This is a genomic window from Cohnella hongkongensis, from assembly GCF_042654645.1.
Classification (GTDB): domain Bacteria; phylum Bacillota; class Bacilli; order Paenibacillales; family Paenibacillaceae; genus Cohnella; species Cohnella hongkongensis.
The window spans coordinates 25,337-48,211 of the sequence record NZ_JBHSEP010000006.1 but is presented as its reverse complement, the minus strand read 5'-3'; the positions used below and the strand labels follow the sequence as shown (position 1 = coordinate 48,211).

General features: G+C 59.7%; 18 protein-coding genes. 17 read left to right on the top strand and 1 reads right to left on the bottom strand.

What is annotated here, in order from left to right:
• The first annotated feature begins 16 nt into the window (after positions 1-16).
• The 7 genes from ACFO3S_RS10405 (at position 17) to ACFO3S_RS10375 (ending at position 8,546) form a co-directional block, all read left to right on the top strand.
• Positions 17-766 carry an ABC transporter ATP-binding protein gene (locus ACFO3S_RS10405; protein WP_378095117.1) on the top strand — a complete coding sequence of 250 codons (750 nt, stop codon included), beginning with the start codon at positions 17-19 and terminating at the stop codon, positions 764-766.
• A 12-nt stretch (positions 767-778) separates the two neighbouring features.
• The gene (locus tag ACFO3S_RS10400) at positions 779-1,525 is read left to right on the top strand and encodes an ABC transporter permease (RefSeq protein WP_378095115.1); all 747 of its coding nucleotides are present in this window, start codon (positions 779-781) and stop codon (positions 1,523-1,525) included.
• 96 nt (positions 1,526-1,621) lie between these two features.
• Positions 1,622-2,707, top strand: a complete 1,086-nt coding sequence (locus ACFO3S_RS10395) for an ABC transporter substrate-binding protein (protein ID WP_378095113.1) — start codon at positions 1,622-1,624, stop codon at positions 2,705-2,707.
• A gap of 14 nt (positions 2,708-2,721) precedes the next feature.
• Positions 2,722-4,014: a hypothetical protein gene (locus ACFO3S_RS10390; protein ID WP_378095111.1), complete on the top strand. Its 1,293-nt coding sequence runs from the start codon at positions 2,722-2,724 to the stop codon at positions 4,012-4,014.
• Positions 4,015-4,273: 259 nt separating this feature from the next.
• The gene (locus tag ACFO3S_RS10385) at positions 4,274-4,825 is read left to right on the top strand and encodes an RNA polymerase sigma factor (protein WP_378095109.1); all 552 of its coding nucleotides are present in this window, start codon (positions 4,274-4,276) and stop codon (positions 4,823-4,825) included.
• Positions 4,815-5,696, top strand: a complete 882-nt coding sequence (locus ACFO3S_RS10380; RefSeq protein ID WP_378095107.1) for a hypothetical protein — start codon at positions 4,815-4,817, stop codon at positions 5,694-5,696. The genes ACFO3S_RS10385 and ACFO3S_RS10380 overlap by 11 nt, the downstream gene beginning before the upstream one ends.
• 705 nt (positions 5,697-6,401) lie before the next feature.
• Positions 6,402-8,546: a LamG-like jellyroll fold domain-containing protein gene (locus ACFO3S_RS10375; protein ID WP_465251402.1), complete on the top strand. Its 2,145-nt coding sequence runs from the start codon at positions 6,402-6,404 to the stop codon at positions 8,544-8,546.
• 32 nt (positions 8,547-8,578) lie between these two features.
• Here ACFO3S_RS10375 and ACFO3S_RS10370 read toward each other — a convergent pair whose 3' ends face one another.
• On the bottom strand, positions 8,579-9,469 hold the full coding sequence (locus ACFO3S_RS10370; protein WP_378095103.1) for an AraC family transcriptional regulator: 891 nt from the start codon (positions 9,467-9,469) through the stop codon (positions 8,579-8,581).
• 199 nt (positions 9,470-9,668) lie between these two features.
• On the opposite strand from ACFO3S_RS10370, the gene ACFO3S_RS10365 reads away from it, so the two are divergent.
• From ACFO3S_RS10365 to ACFO3S_RS10320, 10 genes are all read left to right on the top strand, one after another.
• On the top strand, positions 9,669-11,618 hold the full coding sequence (locus tag ACFO3S_RS10365; RefSeq protein WP_378095101.1) for a glycoside hydrolase family 127 protein: 1,950 nt from the start codon (positions 9,669-9,671) through the stop codon (positions 11,616-11,618).
• Positions 11,619-11,695: 77 nt separating this feature from the next.
• Positions 11,696-13,564 carry a cache domain-containing sensor histidine kinase gene (locus tag ACFO3S_RS10360; protein WP_378095099.1) on the top strand — a complete coding sequence of 623 codons (1,869 nt, stop codon included), beginning with the start codon at positions 11,696-11,698 and terminating at the stop codon, positions 13,562-13,564.
• Positions 13,561-15,144, top strand: coding sequence for a helix-turn-helix domain-containing protein (locus ACFO3S_RS10355; protein ID WP_378095097.1), 1,584 nt, complete (start codon positions 13,561-13,563; stop codon positions 15,142-15,144). The genes ACFO3S_RS10360 and ACFO3S_RS10355 overlap by 4 nt, the downstream gene beginning before the upstream one ends.
• 122 nt (positions 15,145-15,266) lie before the next feature.
• Positions 15,267-16,643, top strand: a complete 1,377-nt coding sequence (locus tag ACFO3S_RS10350) for an ABC transporter substrate-binding protein (protein WP_378095095.1) — start codon at positions 15,267-15,269, stop codon at positions 16,641-16,643.
• A 121-nt stretch (positions 16,644-16,764) separates the two neighbouring features.
• Complete coding sequence (locus ACFO3S_RS10345) at positions 16,765-17,667, top strand: carbohydrate ABC transporter permease (RefSeq protein ID WP_378095093.1); 903 nt, start codon at positions 16,765-16,767, stop codon at positions 17,665-17,667.
• A complete protein-coding gene (locus ACFO3S_RS10340; RefSeq protein WP_378095091.1) occupies positions 17,667-18,506 on the top strand; it encodes a carbohydrate ABC transporter permease in 840 nt (279 codons plus the stop codon). Before ACFO3S_RS10345 ends, ACFO3S_RS10340 begins: the two co-directional genes overlap by 1 nt.
• Positions 18,507-18,522: 16 nt before the next feature.
• The gene (locus tag ACFO3S_RS10335; RefSeq protein ID WP_378095089.1) at positions 18,523-19,593 is read left to right on the top strand and encodes a M24 family metallopeptidase; all 1,071 of its coding nucleotides are present in this window, start codon (positions 18,523-18,525) and stop codon (positions 19,591-19,593) included.
• Positions 19,593-20,810, top strand: a complete 1,218-nt coding sequence (locus tag ACFO3S_RS10330; protein ID WP_378095087.1) for an NAD(P)/FAD-dependent oxidoreductase — start codon at positions 19,593-19,595, stop codon at positions 20,808-20,810. Before ACFO3S_RS10335 ends, ACFO3S_RS10330 begins: the two co-directional genes overlap by 1 nt.
• A complete protein-coding gene (locus ACFO3S_RS10325; protein WP_378095085.1) occupies positions 20,807-21,808 on the top strand; it encodes a proline racemase family protein in 1,002 nt (333 codons plus the stop codon). Before ACFO3S_RS10330 ends, ACFO3S_RS10325 begins: the two co-directional genes overlap by 4 nt.
• A 43-nt stretch (positions 21,809-21,851) precedes the next feature.
• A complete protein-coding gene (locus ACFO3S_RS10320) occupies positions 21,852-22,862 on the top strand; it encodes a proline racemase family protein (protein ID WP_378095083.1) in 1,011 nt (336 codons plus the stop codon).
• The last annotated feature ends 13 nt before the right edge of the window (positions 22,863-22,875 follow it).

Genomic DNA, 22,875 nt, shown 5'->3' with positions numbered 1-22,875 from the left:
TAAAGGGGGAGTCGCCGTGCAGGCGTTGGAAATCAAGCAGCTCAGCAAGGTGTTTTCCGGCATATCCGGCGAGGTCGTGGCGCTTCAGAACATCGATTTTGCCGTCAAGCAAGGGGAATTCGTCTCCATCGTCGGCACTTCCGGCTGCGGGAAGTCGACGCTGCTGAGCATGATCGCGGGACTTGGACAGCATACTTCGGGGGATATACTCGTCGACGGAAGGCCGGTTTCCGGGCCCGGCCCGGACAGGGCGGTCGTCTTTCAGTCGGACGCGACCTTCCCTTGGCTGACGGTACGGGAAAATATCGAATACGGCTTAAAGGTCAAAAAAGTCGACGCGCAGACGAGACGGGACAAGACGGACGAGCTGCTGAAGCTGCTCGAGCTGGAGAAGTTTCGCGACGCCTATCCCCGGGAATTGTCCGGGGGCATGCGCAAAAGAATCGACATCGGCCGCGCCTATGCGGTAGAACCGCAAATTCTGCTGATGGACGAGCCGTTCGGCGCACTGGACGTCGTGACAAGAGAAGCGATGCAATCGGAGCTGCTGCGAATCTGGTCGGAGAAAAAGAAAACGGTCGTGTTCGTCACTCATGATCTGGAGGAAGCGATGTTTCTGTCCGACCGGATCGTTCTGCTCAGTCCCCGTCCGGGACGCATCAAGCAGATTATCGAGCTTCCGTTCGAAAGGCCGAGAACCCAGGAGCTGCGGGAGTCGAAGCTGTTCTATGAAATTCGCAATCAGCTTAGGAAAATTATGGGATAGGGGGTGCGGGATATGAAGGTTAAACTGCTGGGTTACGTCTCAATCTTGCTCCTTCTGGGCCTATGGCTGCTGCTGACGCTCGGCGGGTTCGTGGAGCCGCTGTTCCTCCCGGGACCGGCGCAGCTTTACGAGGTGCTGTCCACCTCCTACGAGGATTTGGCCAAGCATATGGGCTATACGTTAATGCGGCAATTCGCCGGCTTCTTCATCGGCTCGGCGCTCGGAATCGTCGTCGGTCTGCTGATCGCTTCCAGCAAATACGTGCAGGCGCTGATGGACCCGATTATCGAAATTTTGCGTCCGGTGCCCCCGCTGGCGGTCATTCCGATGCTGATTTTATGGCTTGGCATCGGTCCCGTTCCGCAAATTTTGCTGGTCATTTTCGGCTGCTTCGTCATTCTCGTCGTCAATACGGTCGAAGCGGTCAAGAACGTTCCGAAGATCTACACGAACGCGGCGAGGACGCTGGGAGCCTCCTGGTTCTATATTTACCGAACCGTGATTTTGCCGGCGATCGTGCCGTCGCTGGTCGGTTCGATCCGCGTGGCCGCGGCCGCTTCGTTCGGCCTCGTCGTCGCCGCGGAGTTCATGGGCGCTCAGGAGGGCATCGGCTACTACATGATCATCGCCCAGCGCTACTTGCGCACCGACATGATTCTCGTCAGCATCGTGCTGATCAGCGCCGTGGCCTGGCTGGTCGATCAAGCGGTTCGCAAGGTCGAGAGACGCATGACCCGCTGGACCGAAAGGCATCAATGAGCGCAAAGGAAAGGATATCTGCCGTTCGGCTTGGCCCTGCTGCCAGCCGGCAGTTCCTAATACAGCAATATCAACTGACAAGGGGAGAGTGTCGCAATGAAAAAAAGTAGAGTTTTGCTGCTGGCATTTGTCGTAATGGCTCTTGGATTGACCGCATGCTCCGGCAACGGCGGCGGCAACAAGCAGTTGAAGGAGGTCCGGCTCGGTCTGATGCCGTATTACGACTACGCGCCTTGGGCGTTGGCCGAGAAGATGGGCTTCTTCGAGGAGGAAGGGATCAAGCTGATCTCCAGAATGTTCCCGGTAGAGGGCAACGTCGCTCCCGCGCTCGTCAACGGCTCGATCGACATGGGCGGCTTTTCGGACACGCCCTCCATCACGCTGGCTTCGCAGTTCGGCAACCTCCGCATGATCAGCTTCCTGAACATTTTCAAAGGCTTCGCTATCATGGCGAACAAAGACGGCGGCTTCAAAACGTACGAGGAGCTGCTGCAGGAGACCAACGATCCGAAGCAGGCGGCGATCGAAGCCGGCAAGCAGCTTGAAGGCAAGTCCATCGTAACGACCTCCGGCGCGGCTTTCTATATGGTGCTGGAGCAGGCGCTGCTGAACGCCGGATTGACGATGAAGGACGTCAAGCTCATCGATATGGAGCCGGACGTCGGCGTATCGGCGTTCATCTCGGGCACCGGGGACTTCTACCTGGGCGGTCTGCCGCAGCGCGAGAAGCTGCAGAGCGAGGGCTATTCGGCTTTGATCAGCGGGGAGGAAATCGGACCCGGAGCGGTCATGCTCGCAGGGCTTGCGACAACGAAGAAATACGCCGACGCCAATCCGGACACGATCAAGAGCATGCAGAAGGTATGGTTCAAGACGATGGATTACATGAAGTCCAACCCGGACGACGCTTACGCGTACTTGGCCGAATGGTCGAATCTGCAGAACGGCGGCACGAGCACGGGAGAGGACGTCAAGACGTTCATCGAGTCCTACGTCATCTTCGCCAAGTCTCCGGAAGAGGCCCAAAGCCTGTTCTACGATGAAGGCTCTTCGACCAATTGGGAGAAGCGCTACGAATACTTGGTGAAGTATCATGAGGAGTCGGGCGAGATCAAAAAGGATTCCGTCAAGCTGGACGAGCTGATCATGGCCGAATCCGTGTTCGAGCAATTCAAGAAGTAGGGAGGGGCGTAGTCGTGGCCGGCATTCATCTGCATCCGCACGACATTACCGACGAAGGTCCCGGCCGCATTCTGCAGCGGATCGGCCGGATGGGGAAAGTGGATTATCTGTTCCCCGAGGTGAACACCATTTTCGAACGCAACCCGTACCCGAGCGGCCGGCTTCCTCACAATCCGGTGCGGGAGTTCGTCCAAGGATACGGAACGCTCCACGTCCGGGCGAACCCGGAATCGGTGTACCCCGCCTTGCGCCAGCGCGTGGACGAGACGATGCTGTCGGGGGACGCCGATCCTTTGGCCCAGCTGAAGGAAGCGGTGGAAGGAACGGACTACCGGACGATTCCGTGGGTCAATCTGCTGAACGGGCATTTCGAGGGCAACATCGCCGACAACGGGGTCGTCGATTTCCGGGGACGGCCAGTCGAGCACTGGCTGTGCCCTAACGGGCCCGACGTCGTGCCGATGTGGTCGGCCATGCTGGCGGAGATCGCCAAGCGTTACGGCTACAAGACGTATCTGATCGACCGCATTCGCTATCCCGACTGGGCGGGGCTGGAAGTGAGGCCGTCCGGCCTGTTCAGCTGCTTCTGTCCGAACTGCGTGGACAAAATGGCAGCCGAAGGCATTGCGACGATCCGGCTGCTCGAAGAGATGCAGCAGGTCGCGGCGCTGCTTCGCGAGGAAAGCTTCATGAGTGCGGTCGATCTGATGGAGCAGTCGGAACGGATTCGCCAATGGGTGCGGTTCCGGCAAGACAGCGTATCGGGCTTCGTGGAAAGGCTGGCCGCGTCCACCGCCGCTCTGGATCCGTCGATTCGTCTCTGGCTCGATCTGTGGCCGCCTTCGTATTCCTGGCTGCTGGGCCAGGATTACGCGAGGCTTACCCGGTCTTCGGACGCCCTGAAGCACTTCCCGTACCATAAGCTGGGGGGCGGGGCGGACGTGCAGGGCTTTATCGACTACTTCGCGCGGAAGCCCGAGAAGCAGGAGGAGGCGTTCCGGGCGTTCCTGAAATTTTTTGCTCTGGATTACGAGTTGTCCTATTCGGAGTTTCGGCAGAAGGGTTACCCGATCGAATTCGTCCGCAACGAGAACGACAAGGCGCGGAAGCTGTCCGCGCCCGGCACCACGATCTTCAGCGGCGTGCAGATGTGGAACCTGAGCTCCGACGAATTGAAGCTGGCGATTCAGGCGGCGCGAACGAGCGAGGCCGACGATTTGCTCTATTATTGCTACGGCTGGGCGGACGAGGAGCTGTTCGACGCGGTCGGAGAAACCGACGGCGGGCAGGATCATCGCATCCGCTGACGATAGGTTGTAAAGATCCGGACGGGGAATTCCTCGTCCGGTTTTTGCCGTCGATGAAGACGAGCCGCAACCGCCAACCCGGAGCCGAATAACGGATCCTTTTGCCCGTATGGGCTAGGGCGTTAAGCGCGATAGAAAGGCCTCCTTCGGTGACGGCGAAGAAGGGAGCGTTAGTCGCTGGCCCTAAATCGTGTTGTATGCTTATGTCACATCGAGAGCGATATCCGTTGTTATTCTTCATGAAAGGAGGGAGCAAGGCATGACGGATGAGAGCTTGCATGAACTCGCGGATGCGGCGCAAAAAGGCGACCTGGAGGCGTTTTCCGAAATCGTGGCGCGCATGCAGCAGCCATTGTTCCGCTATTGTTTTCCCATGCTCGGCAATCGGCAAGACGCCGAAGATACCGTGCAGGAGGTGTTCGTGCGGGCTTATGCGAATCTGCACAAGTACAGGGAAAACAGAAATTTTACCGGTTGGCTGTTTACGATCGCTCATCGCCTCTGCTTGAACAGGCTTAAGAAAAGGAGCAGATGGCGCATGCTTCTGGCCAAAGCTGCGAATGAAGAGGCGGAGCGGAGCGGCAATGTCGAGCCGGCCGAAGAGGAAGGCCTTTCGTTGCTTGCCTCGCTGCAACCGAAACAACGCGAATTGATCGTCCTGAAAGTGCTGCATGAGATGAGTTACGAAGAAATAAGCGAAATCGTCGGCGTTCCCGCGATTAATTTGCGTAAACAATTTGAGCGGACGCGCAGGAAGCTGCAACGCGAACATCCGAATCAAATGAAACGGGGGATCACCTATGAGCACTAACGAGCCATTCGAAAGGCAAATCAAAAGCATTCGTATTCCCGAAATCGATATTCGCGAGCGGGTAAGGAAACAGTTGATGACGGACAACAAAAGTCGTACGCGAGCATGGAAGAGCAAACCGACGATGCTGACGGCCGCTGCTCTCCTGATCATGATTTTGTCGGGGTTTGCTTCGGCCGCATTTATTGGTCTGCATAACCAAAACGGGCAGCTTATCTTTTCTCTGAAAGGATATGACGACAACAACCGGGCCTACTCTCTTCCGGAGGAAATTGTCGAACGTTTCCTGCAATCCATACAGCCGGGCGAAGCGATTGCGATTTACTCCCCTGCGGGGAACCCCGATCGTCACGTATCGGTGCAGGAGAAGCCGATTGAAATTTACGAGTACGAGGAATTGAAACGGCGAGTTCCGCAGCATTCCTTTCATCTGCCGAGCGATCTTCCGGATAACGTCTTGTTCAAGAGCGGAGTCGTCCATCATCTGCTCGGACATCCGGATATCGACCGGTTAATCCGTCAGAGCGAAGCGAACGGCGGAGAAGCGGTATCGGAAAAGGTTCCCGTTTATCAGCATCAGGTGCAGGGCGTCACTTTACAGTTCGCCCTGGAGGGCAACGAATATACGGCTGCGATGTACGAGGGCAGCGTGTGGCATACGATGTATACGGACATGAGCGAGATCGAAGGTTCGCGTCACATCCCGGTCGGGCAATCGGAGGCCCTTCTTCTGATGAAGGAAGGCAAACGGGAGCTCATCTGGAAATCCGATAAGGAACAAGGGGATGTCTTCTACAGGATCACGGCGAACGGGCAATCAACCGGTTCCGAGTCTCATATGGTGTCGTTGTTGGAATTGCTGTTACCGTAATCGTCACGTTCGACGGAGAAGCGAGCCCAACGGGCCTGAAGCAGGCGATGCGGCAGTGCAAGGCATGGCGGCGGGCGATAGGCGGAGAAATTTGCCCTTCGCCCGTAAGCTGTTCCTCGGCGCTTCCGCAACCCCGTAACTCCGCACTCGCCTTCCGCAACCTCGCACCTTCGCACTCTATGCTTTTGTTTTGTATTCTCATACCCTCGCACTCCATGCGTTCGCAACCTCGTACCTTCGCAACTTCGTACCTTACCCTACGCCCCCACACTCCTTTCGCTAATTGTTATGAAGTAACCGTTATGCAAATATCGAATCGGATTGGACGAGTCGGACCTGAATTAGTTGTACGAAATACCCTTCGTCACGATCTGCGAGAATAGTCGGTTTTATCTACCATTTGTATCGTTTTGACGGACTGACAGCGTTCTTCGGCGCGTGTTAATTTGGAAGGGACAGGCATGCAAGCCAAAGATTATGCGGGGAGGCGGTTTCGTCTCGCCGCCGCCGGAAGCGCTTGCATAATAACGCGAGCCATTCTGCGAAGGGGGTGGTTTCCATGTAGCGAAGGGAGAGCGGGCAGCGGGAGAGCGAGCAAAACTTTCAAAAAAAGAGGAGGCTTAAGTAATGAGACAACATGCAGCGCAAGGCATTCCCGGCAAGTCGGCGATTTCGTACAGATCGGCCGTGTCCGTCATTCTGATCATGGCGCTGGCAGCCGCCATGTTCGTATCCGGACCGCCCAAGCCGGCGCATGCGGCGGCGAACTATGCCGAAGTCGTCGATATTTTCGGCCGAACGGTGAACGACAACGGCATCGAGCTGGTAGACTGGCAAGGATACCTCGCCAATCCGTTCGTCAAGCTGACGGTCAAGCCGCCGACCAATGCGGCATTCCCCGTGACCATCAACTTGACGACGCAAGGCACCTCGCGGCTCATGATGAACAGGCCGAGCACGATGTCGGCGGCCGGCGCGGCGAAGACGCTGACGTTCGCCAACGCTTCGTCGACGCAGGAGTTCTATCTGGCCATCCATCCCGACCGGGTCGGAGGCAACGGCGAGATCGAGCACTATACGCTGACTTTGCAGGTGGTGCAAAGCAACAACGCATCGAGCACGCAGACGATCCCGATTCGCGTGCTCGACCAGGACGACGACGCCGAGCCGTCGATGCCGCTCGTATTCGACTACCGGTTCGATACGATTACGGACATCTTCGGCAACCCCGGCGTGAAAGCCGCGACGGAGCAGGCAATCAAGGACTGGTTCTACTTTTTCGACGAGACGCCTTACGATACGGTGCCGGTCGGCGCGGAAAGGATATCGCTGCCCGGGGACAACTGGCAAAATTCGATCTCGGTGACGAACAACGCCGCGTACAACGGCATGTGGGTGTTTCTGCGCGGAATCAACGAGCCCTATTCGACCGGGTTCCCCGCGACCAACGGCAATTATCACAAGCGAAACGGCGTCCAGGCACCGGGACCGATTCCGCGATCGCTCGCGACGATTCTTCATTTCTATCCCGGCTTCACCCCCTTTACTTCCTTAAACGACGAAGACTATTATTTGACGCAAATGCCCGGCGCCTCGTGCACCTCGAACTGCCAGACGGACGTGCTCGGCCTGATCTCCCACGAGTTCGGGCATGCGGTCGCCTATCACAGCAACTGGAGCGGAATGAGAGCCTACGTCAACAGCGGCGGCGCCAACGATGCCGAGGTCATCGCTTATCAGGGCCGCGCGGTGCCGCTCGACAACAGCTACCACATTCCGGATTCCGATCCGCAATACTGGGATCGGCTCAGCGGCCAAAGCGGCGGGCGCAACCATCTGTTCCATCCGAAAAGATGGATGCTGACGAAGCTTTCGCTGCTTATCGCGGAGAACGCGGGCTGGAAGCTGAACAAGAATCTGACGCCGTTCCTCGCGCCGGCAATCGTGACGACAGCGCTTCCGGGCGGCGCGAAGGGCGCGCCGTATTCGCAGACGCTGACGGCAAGCGGCGGCGTGCCGTTCTACGATTGGCTCGTGACGAGCGGGTCGCTGCCCCCGGGATTGGCGCTGGATCGGTTCACGGGGACGATCAGCGGCACGATCCCGAGCAACGCGCCGCAGAACAGCTATACGTTCACGGTGCAATTGCGGGATTACGACGAGATGAGCGCGCCGGTATCGAAGACGTTCACGATCGGTCTGGACGGCACGACGCCGCCGACCGATCTGGTCGCCCATTACTTGTTCGACGAGACGGGCGGCACGGCGGCGGCCGACGCTTCGGGCAACGGCCGGACGGCGACGCTAAGCGGAGACGCGTCGTGGGCTGCGGGCCATGCGGCGAACGCCGTGACCTTCAACGGCACGAACGGCTACGGAAGCCTGCCGAGCGGCATCGTCAGCGGGCTGAACGACTTCACGATCGCAACCTGGGTCAAGGTGAACGACACGTCGAACTGGACGCGTATTTTCGATTTCGGCACGGGAACGACGACGAACATGTTCCTGACCCCGAGGCCGGGCGGAGCGGGGCTCCGCTTCGCGATCACGACGGGCGGAAGCGGCGCGGAGCAGCGGATATCGACGACGGCGGCGTTCCCGACGGGCGTATGGAAGCACGTCGCGGTGACGTTGAACGGGACGACCGGCACGCTTTACGTCGACGGCGTATCCGTAGCGACGAATGCGAACATGACGCTGAAGCCGTCCAGTCTCGGCAGCACAAACCAGAATTACCTCGGCCGTTCGCAGTACGCCGGCGACGCCTACTTGAACGGCAGCTTGGACGATTTCCGCATCTACAACCGGGCGCTCGGCGCGGCGGAGATCGCCGAACTTTTCAACGGCTGATCCAGCCTAACTTGCCTGACGGCGGAGGCGGCTTATTCGATGTTCATATGCTTGAGGTAGTAGGCGTTGCGGTAGCCCGTCGGAGTCAGGTGCTCGTATTTGCGGAATAATCGGATGAAATATTTCTCGTCCGCAATGCCTACGTCGCGCGCAATCTGTTTGACGGTTCGGTTCGTTCCGGCCAGCAGCGACTTGGCCTTGAAAAGCTTTTGCGCCAAAATGTACTCGTGCAGGTTCATGCCCGTATTTCTTTTGAACAACCGGGACAGATAGTCCCGGTTGTATCCGTATTTGTCGGCGATGCCGGAGGCGGTGAGCGGCTCTGCCGTATGAATGCGAATCCATTCGGCGATTTCCGCGACCAGCGGATCGGGAGAGAAGGAAACTTCCGCCACGTGCCCGGAATCCGCTTGGGCGGCCAACTCGAGAAACAAAGAAGTCAATTGGTAGTGCAAAGCCGAAGGGTAGACGAGCCTGGAATTGGCCAGATGCTGCAGCTGGTGAAAAAGAATATCGATTTTGTCGGGGTTGCCGCATTGAAAAAACAGAGGAAAATAGACGCAATGGGATTTCGCCGCCGGATACTTCTCGGAGTGCCGGCGGTTGCTGTCGTGCAGCCATTCTTCGCCGCCGACGATCCGGGCGTTCTCGGGGCACAGGAAATGCACCCAGTAGAAGGACAATTCTTCCTCGCTCGGCCGATAGCCGGCATGCGTTTCGCCCGGAAGCAGCAGCAGCGCGCATCCGGGCTCCACGGCGTAGCGGTCGTTTTCCTGTTGGATGTACAGCGTCCCCCGGACGCCGATGATAATCTCGTAGCTGTCGATCATACGACGGGTATGCGTCCAGGGACGAAGCGAATGGAACTGGCCCATGGAAACGAACTCCAGCGGCTGGCGAATTTCTGTTTTCAGGAATCGCACATCGCATGACTCCCTTGGAACGATCCGGAATAGATGCTGTGATCTTATTATAGCGAAACCGGGCTCCGGCGGGTATCCTCGGTTCGTTCAGGCGAGAAGTCGGTTTTGTCCACCCAATGTCGATCTTGGGATACCGACAGCGCGGAGGGGACGGTGCTATGATGGAGCAAACGAAGCCAATCGAATGGAGGACAACGTGATGACGCTTCGACGTATGCAGCCGCTCCCGATCCGCGACGTGACGATAGACGACGGCTTCTGGGGACCGAGACAGGCGCTCGTTCGCGACACGGTCATTCCGTACCAATGGCAGGCCATGAACGACGAGATCCGCGGCGCCGAGCCGAGCCGTACGGTAGAAAACTTTCGCATCGCAGCCGGGGAATCGCAGGACGAATATTACGGGCAGGTGTTCCAGGACAGCGATCTGGCCAAATGGCTGGAGGCCGTCGGTTACGCCTTGTCCGTCAAGCGCGACGAGGAGCTCGAACGGATCGCGGACGGCGTCGTCGACCTTCTCGGTCGGGCGCAGCGGCCCGACGGGTATTTGAATACGTATTTTACCGTGGCGAAGCCCGGCCGGAAGTGGACGAATCTGCGCGACGACCATGAGCTATATTGCGCGGGGCATCTGATCGAAGCGGGGGTGTCCTACTACGAAGCCACGGGCAAGCGCAAAGCGCTCGACATCATGACGCGGTACGCCGATCATATCGTCGCGACGTTCGGAACGGAGCCCGGGCAGATCCGGGGCTACGACGGACATCCGGAAATCGAGCTCGCCCTCGTCAGGCTGTACCGGGCGACCGGCGACGAGCGGTACTTGAAGCTTAGCCGTTTCTTCGTCGAGGAGCGCGGGCGGCAGCCCTCGTTCTTCGATCAAGAGGAAGCGCAGAGAACGGAGCATCGCGTGGCCCGGAGGCAGCCCGACTATTTTCAGGCTCATCTGCCGGTTCGCGAGCAGAAGACCGCGGAGGGCCATTCCGTCCGGGCGCTGTATCTGTTCAGCGCCTTGACCGATCTGGCGGCGGAGTACGGGGACGGCGAACTGCTGGAAACGTCCAGGGAGCTGTGGAGGAACGTGACCCGCAAGCGGATGTACATTACCGGCGGAGTCGGGTCCAACGAATATTGGGAATCCTTCACGATCGATTACGACTTGCCGAACGACCGGGCGTACGCCGAAACGTGCGCGGCGATCAGCCTGATGTTCTGGGCCAGCCGGCTGCTGCAGCTCGAAGCGGACGGAGAGTATGCCGACGTTATGGAGCGCGCGCTATACAATGGCATCTTAAGCGGCATGTCTCTCGACGGCAAGCGCTACTTCTACGTGAACCCGCTGGAGGTGTGGCCCGAGGCTTGCCGCATCCGCGAAGATCTGCGGTCTGTGGCTACGACCAGGCAAGCGTGGTTCGGCTGCGCCTGCTGTCCGCCGAATATCGCCCGCCTCATCGCCTCGCTCGGGCAGTATATCTACTCGTACGACGAGGACGGCCGTCAATGGTTCGTCCATCTCTACATCGGGGGCGAGGCGCGGCAGACGATCGACAACCGTCGGGCGCGCTTGACGCAGCGGTCCGCCTACCCGTGGGACGGTCATATCCGGCTGAGCGTCGACACGGAATCGCCCGCGGATTTTACGATCGCTTTGCGCGTGCCGGGCTGGTGCCGGGGCGCGATGTGCAAAGTGAACGGAGAAAGCGTCGATCTGCCTCGCCACAAGGTCAAAGGCTACCTTCGCATCAGGCGGATCTGGACAGCCGGCGACGAGATCGAGCTGATCCTGCCGATGGCGGTCGAGAAGGTTCGCGCGAATCCGAAGGTAAGAGCCAACGCCGGCAAGCTGGCGCTGCAGCGGGGGCCGATCGTCTACTGCCTGGAGGAGACGGACAACGGCGGGGGACTGCACGACATTCGAATCCCGGACGCTTCCGAGTTTGCGGCCCGATTCGAAGAGCATCTGTTGGAAGGCGTCGTCGTCTTGCGAGGCGACGCGCTGCGCGCGAAGGAGACGCCGGGCGAGGACGATTTGTACGCGATGTCGCCGCGCCCGGCGGAGCCGGCGAAGGTTACGGCCGTTCCGTATTATGCCTGGGCGAACCGGGAGCCGGGCGAGATGCTCGTATGGCTTCAGGAACAGCGCTCCTAGGATCTTCAAGTCCCGAACATCCCCGGCGGGCCGGCTCGCCGGGGATCGCTTGATATTGTCCGAACGGAGGTGCTTGCATGATCCGGAAATTCCGCGAGTACATGAACATCAATACGATCCGGGGCAAGTTTTTTTGGCTGGCGACGACGATCGTCATCGTTCCGATGATGATTTTGAGCACGATTTTTTACAACATTACCGCGACCAATCTGGGCAACAACGCCAAGAAGCATGCGTTCTCCTCCTTGAATATGGCGAATCTGTATTTGGATCAAGTGATTAAGGACGTCAACGATCTTACGAACGTCATTATGGGCAATCAAGAGCTCCAAGCGATCCTGCTCGACGGGAACATGGACGACTACGCCTATCTCCGCAACGGGAACAAAATCTCCAAGATGATGAACGTCTACACCCAATCCAAGCCCTTCATCTCCTCCTACCTGATTTACTCCGCCAGAGGGACCGGCGTAAAGCGGCTGTTCCGCGGCACGGATTCCATCATCTTTTCCCATCAGAATACGATGAGCCCGGACATCGCCGAGGGCTATTTTCAAGAGCTGAAAGCGAACAATCGAATCATGTGGATCAATAGCAATCCGTTCGATACGGCAGAGGACGCAGCCTATGCGCCGAGGATGGTCGTCGGCAAGCTGCTGAAGAAGACGGAGGGCGACTACGATACGCTCGGTTTTCTGATGCTGGAGATCGACAAGGACTATTTTTTCAAAGGACTGCAGTTTCTGAATCCGACCGAGCAATCGCAGGTGTTCGTTCGGGACGACGCGGGAAGGGTGATGTACCAATTGCCCCAAGCGTCCGATCCGCTCCGGGAGCAGGCGCTCGCGGACAAGCTGCGCGAGTCGGCGTTTCCGGCCGCGTTCGGCAAGCCTCATTTCGAGCTGGAGGGCAGCAAGTTCTACGGGGCTTCTGTCGTCAACGAGAGAACCGGCTGGACCATGACGACGGTCATCGAGGATTCGATGCTGCTTCGGGACGCCAACAAGCTGGGTTCGTTTACGATCCAGACCTTCTTGCTCGTACTGATTATCGGGTGGGCGATCGCTTTCGCATTCAGCAATTCCATCAGCAGACCGCTTAGCCGGCTTCGCTCCATGATGGTCGTCGGCCCGCGCTCGGACATGCTGCCGCAGTACCGCTTCAAGGCGCATGACGAGGTCAGTCAGATCGGGGAGAAGTTTATCCGGATGATGGAAGAGAACCGCGAGCTGAACGCCCAAGTGTACGATGCGATGCTCAAGCGCAAGGAAGCGGAAATCCAAGTTCTGCAGGCGCAGATTAATCCGCATTTCCTGTACAACACGCTGGAAAGCCTCAACGGCTTCGCCGTCTTGCGCAATCAGCCCGAGATGAGCGAGGTCATCGGAGCATTGGGCAAATTTTTCCGAACGACGCTCAGCCGCGGGAACGATCTCATTCCGGTGGCGGAAGAGCTGGAACACGTGTCCTCGTACGTCAAAGTGCAGCAGTTCCGATTCAAGGACAAGCTGGATTGGATCTGCGAGGTCGAGGACGAGATGACGCCTTATTGGGTCCCCAAGCTGCTTCTGCAGCCGCTCGTCGAGAATGCCATCTACCACGGGTTAAAGGGCGGCGCGAGAGCGGGCATGATCATGCTGTCCGGCGAGTTGGCCGGCAATGCGCTCAAGTTCCGAATCAGCGACGACGGGCACGGCATTTCGGCGGAACGGATGGCTGAGATTGTCCGCGCGCTCGGCTCGGGGGAGCAGGGAGAAATCTACGGACTGAAAAACGTGCACGATCGGATCAACCTGAGGTTCGGGCCGGGCTACGGCCTGGAATTGGCCAGCGAGCCCGAGAAGTATACGACGGTATCGATTACGATTCCCCTTCTGGACAGCCAGGGCCGAGTCATTGACTGGGAAACTCGCAATCGCACGAAAAAGGAGGATATCGCGGGATGAAAGCGATGATCGTCGACGACGAATATTACATTCGCGAAGGGTTGATGAAGTCGGGGCTATGGGACGAGCTGGCCATCGAGGTGGCGGGCGAAGCGGAGGACGGCGTATCGGCATGGCGCAAGTACCAGGATTGTCGTCCGGATATTCTGCTTCTGGATATTAACATCCCCGAGCTCAACGGCATCGAGCTGGCCCGGCTGATCCGCGGTGATAACGAGAATGCGCAAATTATATTTCTGACCGGATACGACGAATTCCAGTGGGTGAAGGAAGCCGTGTCTCTGCAGGCCTCGGATTATTTGCTGAAGCCGGTCGCGCGGGAGGAGCTCGGCAAAGCGCTCGAGAAGGCGAAGCATCGGATGCAGATCGCGGAAGATCTCAATCTGCATGTCGGCCTTCTGCAAAAGCAGGTGTACGAATTCAGCAAGGCGGCTCACGAGCAATGGCTGATCGATCTCGTTCAGCAGCGGCGTCCTCTGGAGCAGAGCCTGGAGCTGCTCGCATCGAGCGGCGTCCGGTTGGACCCGGAAGGGCAATACGCCGTACTGGTCTGCGTCATCGACGATTATTTCCAAATGTACGAAAGATGCTCGACCGGAGAGCGCCAGCTCTATCAATACGCCTACCGCAAGCTGACGGAGGAAGCGCTGGAGCCGTTCGCCCGGGCGTACGCGTTCGGCGAGAACGCCGGAAGGGTCGGCGTGCTGACCGGCCTTGCCCCGGGACAGCCGGAGCCTCGGGACATCGCCGAACGGCTGCGTTCCGTCTTTGCGGAATATTTGAAGCTGTCGGTCAGCATCGGAATCAGCAATCCGGCGCAAGGCTTGCAGAGGACATTCAACGCTTATCACGAGGCGGCGCGAGCGATGGAATACCGGGCGATCGTCGGCGGAGGCCAGATTATTCCTTATTCGTCCACGGCGAAGACGATGTCCCGGAACAACCGCATGCTGGACAAAGAGCTTTATCTGCTGAGCGAAATCCGCGCCGGCCATGAGGAGAACGTCGTCCGGATTTTGCGGGAATGGTCGGACGACTTGCGGTCGCTGGGCTGGGACGAGATGAAGCTCGTCGCCTCCCAGCTCGTCATGTTCGTCATCCGTCTGTTCAAGGAAGCCCGGGTCGCGAACCAAACCGTCGTTCGCTCCAATCCGTTGGTCGAATTGTCCGATTGCCGTACGGCGGACGAACTCGTCCGGTTTCTGACCGCTTACTTTACCGAGGTCGGGCGCGTGATCCGCATGTCCAGGGAAGTGCCTTCCCATCGGATTATCGAGCAGGCGAAGACGTGGATTCGCGAGCATATCGCGGAGGACGTGAGTCTGGTCAATCTGGCGGAGCACTTGAACATCAGTCCGAAATACTTGAGCAGCAGGTTCAAGCAGGCGACGAACGAGACCTTCGCGGAATTCACGACGCAAGTTCGCTTCGAGCGGGCCAAGACGCTGCTCTCCGATCTTGATCTGAAAATACTGGACGTCGCGCGGAAGGTCGGTTTCACGGACACGAATTATTTCAGCATGGCGTTCAAAAAGCAGTTCGGCATGACGCCGACCGAATACCGCAGGAAGTTTCTTTAAGTGCGTGTTCAAAAAGTCCATACCAAAACAAAGAGCGTATGGACATATTCGATTGTTCGGCTCCCGGCTTCCCCGCATAATGAAAACGAGCTTTCGAAACCGATAAGAGGGGAGCATGTCTGATGGGAATGAAAAGATGGAGCGGTTTCATCCCGGCGTTGGCGCTGGTCTTGGCGCTTGCCGCCTGCGGAGGCGGCGATGCCAAGGAAAGCGCGGCGCCTTCTTCCTCCGGGAGCAAGGCGACCCCGCAAGAGCCCGTAAATCTGAAATTCATGTTCTGGGGCAGCAACGAGGAGAAGAAAGCGGTGGAAGGCATGGTCAAGTCGTTTAACGACAGCCACCCGCACATTCAGGTGACCGCGGAGCACGTGCCCGGCGATTACAACACGAAGATCAACACGCTGATGGCGTCCAACGAGCTTCCGGATGTCGCCTACTTGCCGGATTCGCTTGCTTCGAAATGGGGATCGGAAGGGAGGCTGCTCGATTTTACGCCGTTCGTGGAAAAGTCCGAGGAGCTGCAAAATCGTCTGCCGGCGTCTTTCTACTACAGCGAGCCGGGCAAGGTCGTCGGATACGCCACCGCGGCGGAGGTCATGGTCATCTATTACAATAAGGATTTGTTTACGGAAGCGGGCCTCGAGCTTCCTCCCGTGGAAGCGGAGAAGGCGTGGACATGGGAGCAATTCGTCGAGGTCGCCAAGAAGCTGACCAAGGACAAGAACGGCAGAACGGCTGCCGACCCGGATTTCGATCCGAAAAACGTCGATCAGTACGGCTTCTCCTTCGGCGCCGACCGTTCGACCTGGGCGCCGCTCATGGCGAGCAACGGCGCGAGCATCACGGACGAGTCCGGAATGAATTACGCGATGAACAGTCCGGAATCGGTCGAGGTGTTCCAGGCGCTGCAGGACCTGCTCTTCAAGTACCGGGTTTCCCCGGATTTGATTCAGCAGAAAAACATGCCCGACAATTATGTCCGGCTGCAGACCCGCAAGGTGGCGATGGTGCTCGACGGAACCTGGGCGCAGCTCGACATCTCCAAAGCGAAGCTCAACTACGGAATCGGCGTCTTGCCCGTATTCAAGGAACCGAAGACGACCTATATCGCCGGCGCGAGCGTCGTGTTCGCCGATACGGAGCATCCGGATGAGGCGATGGAGTTCTACAAATTCCACAACAATCCGGAGCAGGTCGATCTGTACAGAACCGGTCTGTGGATGCCCGTCGAGACGAAATATTATACCGATCAGGCGGCGATCGACCTGTGGACGAAAGAAGTGCATCCGCCCGAATGGAAGACGGCCGCGATCGATTACGCCTTGAACTACTCCGTGAAATCGCCTTCGGCCAGTCTGAAAAATTGGCCGGAGCTGAACACGAAGATTACGCCCGCCCTTGAGATGATCTGGACGAACAAGAAGTCGGCCAAGGAAGCGCTCGACGAGCTGGAGGCGCAGGTGCAGCCGCTGCTTCAGGGGAAATACGCCGACCGGTAGGCGGCCGATGCGTCAGGCGGAAGAGCCCCGAATCCGTTCGGGGCTCTTTGTCGCCGACGCCCGTCCAAGATGAAGCATAGAGCCAACGCGGCAGAGCGGCAGAAAGGGGACAAGACGGCGCATGCGCAAAAAATCGTCGGGCATCGCCCGCATGGAACGGAGATGGGGGATCATCTTCGCCATGCCGCCCATCCTGGGGCTGTTAGGCTTTACGCTGTATCCCGTTACCGCTTCCTTCTTCTACAGCCTGACGAATTGGACGATCGGAAGCGATTGGGAGATGGTAGGCTTCGGCAATTACAAGACGGTTTTTACCGCCGACCCGTTGTTCGGCAAGGCGTTGTACGCAACGACCTACTACGCGCTCGGAAGCGTGCCGATCGGCCTCGCGGCGGCCTTCGCGGTCGCGATGCTGCTGAACCAGAAGGTCAAAGGCTTGTCCGTCTTCCGGACGATCTTCTACTTGCCGACGATCGTTCCGAGCATTGCGAATACGATTCTATGGCTATGGATTTTCAATCCGGACTTCGGCCTGCTCAATTCCGGATTGAAATCGGTCGGGCTGCCGACCTCGCAATGGGTGTACGGCGAAGCGACGGCGATCCCTTCGCTGATCATGATGAGCACGTGGGGCGTGGGCAACACGATTCTGATCTTTCTGGCCGGCCTGCAGGGGGTTCCCTCCCATCTGTACGAAGCGGTCGACGTAGACGGCGGCAGCCGCTGGCACAAGTTCCGGCATATTACGATTCCGTACATGACGCCGACGATCTTCTTCAATCTGATCATGGCGCTGATCGGCACGTTCCAGGCGTTCAACCAGGCCTACGTCATGACCGAAGGCGGGCCCAACAACTCGACGCTGTTCTACGTGTACTACCTGTACCGCAAGGCGTTCGCCGAATCGAAGATCGGCTACGCGTCGGCTCTCGCCTGGGTGTTGTTCGTGATCATCATGACGCTCACCTTCATCGTCTTCAAGACTTCGAAGAAATGGGTTCATTACGAAGGAGGGGGGAAGTGATGATCGCCGGAACGAAATCGAATCCGCTTCGCGCCATGCTGTACGCGACGCTCGTCGTCGGCAGCCTGATCATGCTCTTTCCGTTCATTTGGCTCGTTCGCAGCTCTCTCATGGACAATAGCCAAATTTTTATTTTCCCTCCCGAGTGGATTCCCAGGCCGTTCATGTGGAGCAATTTCCGGGAAGCGCTGACCTCCGTGCCTTTCGCGCGCTATTTCAGAAACACGATGACGATCGAACTGTTCGTCGTATGCGGCGTGCTGTTGACGAGCGTGATGGCGGCATTCAGCTTCGCCCGGCTGAACTGGCCGGGAAGAAATATCGTGTTCGCCGTGCTGCTCAGCTCGATGATGCTTCCGTATGCAGTGACGCTTATCCCGACCTTTATGCTGTGGAGAAGCCTGGACGCGATCAACACGTTTTTGCCGCTTACGGTTCCGGCCTGGTTCGGAGGCGGAGCGTTCAACATTTTTCTGCTGCGGCAATTTTTCCTCACCATTCCGAAGGAGCTGGACGAAGCGGCGTACATGGACGGAGCTACGCCGTTCAAGGTGCTGTGGACGGTTATCGTGCCGCTGGCCAAGCCCGCGCTGATCGTGGTAGGCATCTTCTCCTTCATCGACGTATGGAACGATTTTCTCGGCCCGATCATCTACCTGAACAGCGACGACAAGTTTACGCTCGCGCTCGGGCTGGCGACGTTCAAAGGGCTGTACAATGCGCAATGGGGTTATTTGATGGCGGCTTCGGCGGCGATCGTCGCGCCGATTCTGCTGCTCTTCTTCGTTGCGCAGCGGTATTTCATCGAGGGAATTACCTTGACGGGAATCAAAGGGTGAGGAGGGATGAGAAAGGATGGAGGCGCGAAGGCTGGAGCTCGTCCGACAAAGGCTGGCGGCGTCGAACCTGGATGGGCTGCTCGTCACGAATCCGCACAACCGCAAGTATATGACCGGGTTTTCGGGGTCCGCCGGTTACGTGCTCGTCACGCAGGATCAGGCGCTGCTGCTCACGGACTTCCGCTATACGGACCAGGCGGCGGAGCAGGCGAAGGCCTACGAGGTCGTTAAGCACGCTGCCCGGCCGGCGGATACGATTGCAGCGGCCTTGCGGACGGCCGGCGTGCGCAGGCTCGGCTTCGAGCACAACCACGTGACGTACGCTTCCTATGAAGCGTACCGGGAGCAATTCGCCGGCGTCGAGCTCGCGCCGGCCGGGGGGATCGTCGAGGAGCTGCGCGCGATCAAGGACGAGCGGGAAATCGGCTGTATCCGGAAGGCGGTCGAGCTGACGGAGCTGGCGTTCGAGCACATTCTCGGCGTGCTGAAGCCGGGCATGTCCGAGTTGAACGTGTCCGCGGAGCTGGAATACGCGATACGCCGGGCCGGGGCGCCGTCCTCGGCCTATGCGACGATCGTCGCTTCCGGCGAGCGGGGAGCGCTGCCGCACGGGCTGGCCAGCGGCAAGCGGCTGGCGAGAGGCGAACTCGTCACGCTCGACTTCGGCGCGAGCTGCGAAGGCTATTGCGCGGATTTGACCCGTACCGTCTGCCTCGGAACGCCCTCGGAGAAGCAGAAGGAGCTGTACGGCATCGTGCTGGAGGCCAACCGCGCGGCACTGGAGGGGCTGAAGCCGGGCATGTCGGGCAAGGACGGCGATTCGCTGGCGCGAACGGTGATCGCCGAGCGCGGCTACGGTCCGAACTTCGGCCACGGACTCGGCCATGCCTTCGGGCTGGAAATTCACGAGCCCGTACGCCTGTCGCAGCAAAGCGACGATATTTTGCGGCCGGGCATGGCGTTGACGGTCGAGCCCGGCATCTACGTGCCGGGGTTCGGCGGCGTCCGGATCGAAGACGACATCGTCGTGACCGAGACGGGTATCGAAGTGCTGACGAAAGCGAATAAGGAACTCATTGTTCTGTAATGAAAGATAAGGTGAGCGCCATGAGGTCCGGCACGGCAGAGGCCGTCATCGTGGGCGGCGGCATTATCGGGATGGCGATCGCCTATTACGCCGCGAAGCTCGGCATCGAGGTCGTTGTCGCGGAGCGGGGAGAGATCGCCGGAGGAACGTCTTCGAAATGCGATGGCAACATTCTCGCCATCGACAAGGAGCCCGGCTTCGACAGCCGAATGTCGCTGAAGTCGCAGGAGCTTGTCGCCGAGCTGGCGACCGAGCTGGACGAGGAATTCGAGTATCGCGCGCCGGGCAGCATCCTCGTCTGCGAGAGCGAGGAGGAGATGGTCGCCGCCGAACGCTGGGTCGCCCGGCAGAAAGAAGCGGGACTGCCGTTCCGCATGCTCGACCGTCAGGATTTACGGCAGGAATGGCCTTATATGGCCGACGATTTGCTCGGGGGACTGGAATGTGCCGCCGACTCGACCGTCAATCCGGCGCTGATGACCTATGCGCTGGCGGCCGCGGCTCGCCGGTGCGGCGCCCGCATTTGGACGCATGCGCCGGTGAACGCGATTCTGCTGGACGAGCGGAAGAGAATACGCGGGGTGGATACCGATAAGGGCGAGATCCGGACGAACGTCGTCGTCAACGCCGCAGGCGTATGGGCGAAGAGCGTCGGACGGATGGCCGGCGTCGACCTGCCGATCGAGCCGCGCAAAGGCCATATTCTCGTGGCGTCCAGAACGGCGAGCATCGGAACGCGGAAAGTGATGGAGTTCGGCTACCTGATCAGCAAGTTCGGGGGAGAGCGCAAGATCGATCCGAGATTCGAGCCATACGGCATCGCGCTCGTGTTCGAGCCGACGGCTTCGCAAAATTTTCTGATCGGCTCCAGCCGGCAGTTCGTCGGCATGGACGCGCGCGTCGACCAGCGGGTCATCCGGCTGATCGCGGAACGCGCAATCCGTTTTTTCCCGGCTATCGAACACGTTCCGCTGCTGCGCGCTTATGCCGGGCTGAGACCGTGGACGCCGGACCATCTCCCGATCGTGTCCGGGATCGACGAAATCCCCGGCTTGTATACGGCGGCCGGACACGAAGGGGACGGCATCAGCCTGGCGGCCGTCACGGGCAAGCTGATCAGCGAGATGATCAGCGGCGCGCCGACGTGCATTCCGGCGGAGCCGCTTCGTTACGACCGTTTCCGGAGCGGCAATCGCCAAGAGGGGGACGTGTCATGAAGCTGTCCAAAATCGTTACGACGATCGACACCCATACGGGGGGCAACCCGACCCGCACGGTCACGAGCGGCGCGCCCGCACTGTTCGGCGAGACGATGGCTGACAAGATGGTGGACATGTCGCGCCGTCATGACGGCTTCAGGCGCGCTTTAATGTACGAGCCGAGGGGACACGAGGTCATGTCCGGCTGCATTCTGACCGAGCCGTGCGATCCGACCGCCGACATCGGCGTCGTCTTCATCGAGACGGGCGGCTACTTGCCGATGTGCGGCCACGACACGATCGGGGTTTGCACGGCGCTGATCGAAGGGGGGCTGTATCCGCCGGACACAACGTCGCTGCGGCTCGATACGCCGGCCGGGCTCGTAGAGGCGACGCTCAGCGTCGAGAACGGCAAGGTGAAGCGGGTGGCGTTCGCGAACGTTCCGTCCTTCCTGTACCGGGAGAACGTAAGCGTGACGGTGGCCGGACTGGGAGAGGTGACGCTCGACATCGCCTACGGAGGCAACTTCTACGGCCTGGTCGACGCCAGAACGCTGAACTTGCCGCTGGTACCGGGCCGCGCGTCGGAGATCGTCCGGCTGGCCGTTCGCATCCGGGAAGCCGTCAACGCGCAGGTCGAGATCGTCCATCCGGAAATTCCGGTCATCCGCGGGCTGACGCACATCGAGTTCTACGGCGATGCCGCGGCTCCGGAGGCGGACTGCCGCAACGCGGTCGTCGTTCCCCCGGGAGGCATCGACCGCTCGCCGTGCGGAACGGGAACCTCGGCCAAGGTGGCGGCGCTCTACGCGAAGGGGGAGCTCGCCGCCGGCGAGCCGTTCGTGCACGAAAGCATCGTCGGCTCCCTGTTTTACGCGAAGGTGCTGGCGGAAACCCGGGTCGGCGACTACCCGGCGGTCGTGCCGCAAATCTCCGGGTCGGCCTGGCTGACCGGACTCCATCAGTTTTTTCTGCGGGAGCGGGACGCGTTGAACGAGGGCTTTTTTCTGCTGTGACGCCGTCGCGGAACCGAAATCCGAAAATGGGGGGCTGGCAACGATGGAATTCAGCGAATGGTACGCCGCGATCGACGTTCACGCCGGGGGGCAGCCGCTTCGGCTCCTGACCGGCGGTCTACCGCCCCTGTCGGGAACGACGCAGCGGGAGAAGGCGGACGATTTTCGCCGCCGCTGCGATGCCGTCCGCAGGAAGCTGATGGCCGAGCCGCGCGGGCATTACGGCATGACGGGAGCCGTCGTCACTTCCCCCGCGAACGAAGGCTCGCAGCTCGGGCTGCTGTTCATGAACAACGAAGGCATGGCCGACGTCAGCGGTCACGGCGTCATCGCCGCCGTGACCGCCTGGATCGAGACGGGGCAATTGCGGCCCGAAGCGGCCGCGCGGGGCGTTCGCATCGATACGCCGGCGGGCACGGTGACCGCTTACGCGGAGTGCGATGGCGCCGAAGTTCTGTCGGTGTCGTTCGATCACGTGCCGAGCTTTGTACATGCGCCGGACGTTCCGGTCGAGTTGAACGGCCTTTCCTTCACCGTGGACGTCGTCTATAGCGGAGCCTTCTTCGCGGTCGCCGAAGCGCGTTCGCTCGGGGCCGTGCCGCTTGAAGCGAGCGCGCTGCCCGACTTGCAGAGCCGGGGAGAGGGCATCAAGCGGGCCGTCGAGGCGGAGCTGAATCTGAGCGATCCCCTGACGGGAGAGCGGGCGGCCGTTCACGGCGTCGTTATCGCGGGTCGGACCGAGCTCCCGACGGGTCCGGATTACCGCTGCGTAACGGTGTTCGCGGGCGGGCAGATCGACCGTTCGCCGGGCGGGGCGGGCGCATGCGCCCATATGGCTGCCCGGTTCGCGCGGGGCAAGCTTCGGATCGGGGACGAGACGACGTACGAAGGAATCGCGGGGGCTCGTGCCGTCGTCCGGGCGCAGCAGCTGCTTCCTTGCGGCAAGCGCGAAGGGGTCGTCTTGCGCATGACGGGCAGCGCCTTCGTCACCGGGCTGATGAACTTCGTCGTCGATCCGGCCGACCCGCTGGCCGAGGGGTTCGTGCTGCGCTGAACGTCCAAGCGGC

Excerpts from the sequence above, each read along its gene's own strand:
- ACFO3S_RS10400 (WP_378095115.1), top strand. The coding sequence starts at position 779 with ATGAAGGTTAAACTGCTGGGTTACGTCTCAATCTTGCTCCTTCTGGGC.
- ACFO3S_RS10395 (WP_378095113.1), top strand. The coding sequence starts at position 1,622 with ATGAAAAAAAGTAGAGTTTTGCTGCTGGCATTTGTCGTAATGGCTCTT.
- ACFO3S_RS10385 (WP_378095109.1), top strand. The coding sequence starts at position 4,274 with ATGACGGATGAGAGCTTGCATGAACTCGCGGATGCGGCGCAAAAAGGC.
- ACFO3S_RS10380 (WP_378095107.1), top strand. The coding sequence starts at position 4,815 with ATGAGCACTAACGAGCCATTCGAAAGGCAAATCAAAAGCATTCGTATT.
- ACFO3S_RS10375 (WP_465251402.1), top strand. The coding sequence starts at position 6,402 with ATGGCGCTGGCAGCCGCCATGTTCGTATCCGGACCGCCCAAGCCGGCG.
- ACFO3S_RS10365 (WP_378095101.1), top strand. The coding sequence starts at position 9,669 with ATGACGCTTCGACGTATGCAGCCGCTCCCGATCCGCGACGTGACGATA.
- ACFO3S_RS10360 (WP_378095099.1), top strand. The coding sequence starts at position 11,696 with ATGATCCGGAAATTCCGCGAGTACATGAACATCAATACGATCCGGGGC.
- ACFO3S_RS10355 (WP_378095097.1), top strand. The coding sequence starts at position 13,561 with ATGAAAGCGATGATCGTCGACGACGAATATTACATTCGCGAAGGGTTG.
- ACFO3S_RS10350 (WP_378095095.1), top strand. The coding sequence starts at position 15,267 with ATGGGAATGAAAAGATGGAGCGGTTTCATCCCGGCGTTGGCGCTGGTC.
- ACFO3S_RS10345 (WP_378095093.1), top strand. The coding sequence starts at position 16,765 with ATGCGCAAAAAATCGTCGGGCATCGCCCGCATGGAACGGAGATGGGGG.
- ACFO3S_RS10340 (WP_378095091.1), top strand. The coding sequence starts at position 17,667 with ATGATCGCCGGAACGAAATCGAATCCGCTTCGCGCCATGCTGTACGCG.
- ACFO3S_RS10335 (WP_378095089.1), top strand. The coding sequence starts at position 18,523 with ATGGAGGCGCGAAGGCTGGAGCTCGTCCGACAAAGGCTGGCGGCGTCG.
- ACFO3S_RS10330 (WP_378095087.1), top strand. The coding sequence starts at position 19,593 with ATGAAAGATAAGGTGAGCGCCATGAGGTCCGGCACGGCAGAGGCCGTC.
- ACFO3S_RS10325 (WP_378095085.1), top strand. The coding sequence starts at position 20,807 with ATGAAGCTGTCCAAAATCGTTACGACGATCGACACCCATACGGGGGGC.
- ACFO3S_RS10320 (WP_378095083.1), top strand. The coding sequence starts at position 21,852 with ATGGAATTCAGCGAATGGTACGCCGCGATCGACGTTCACGCCGGGGGG.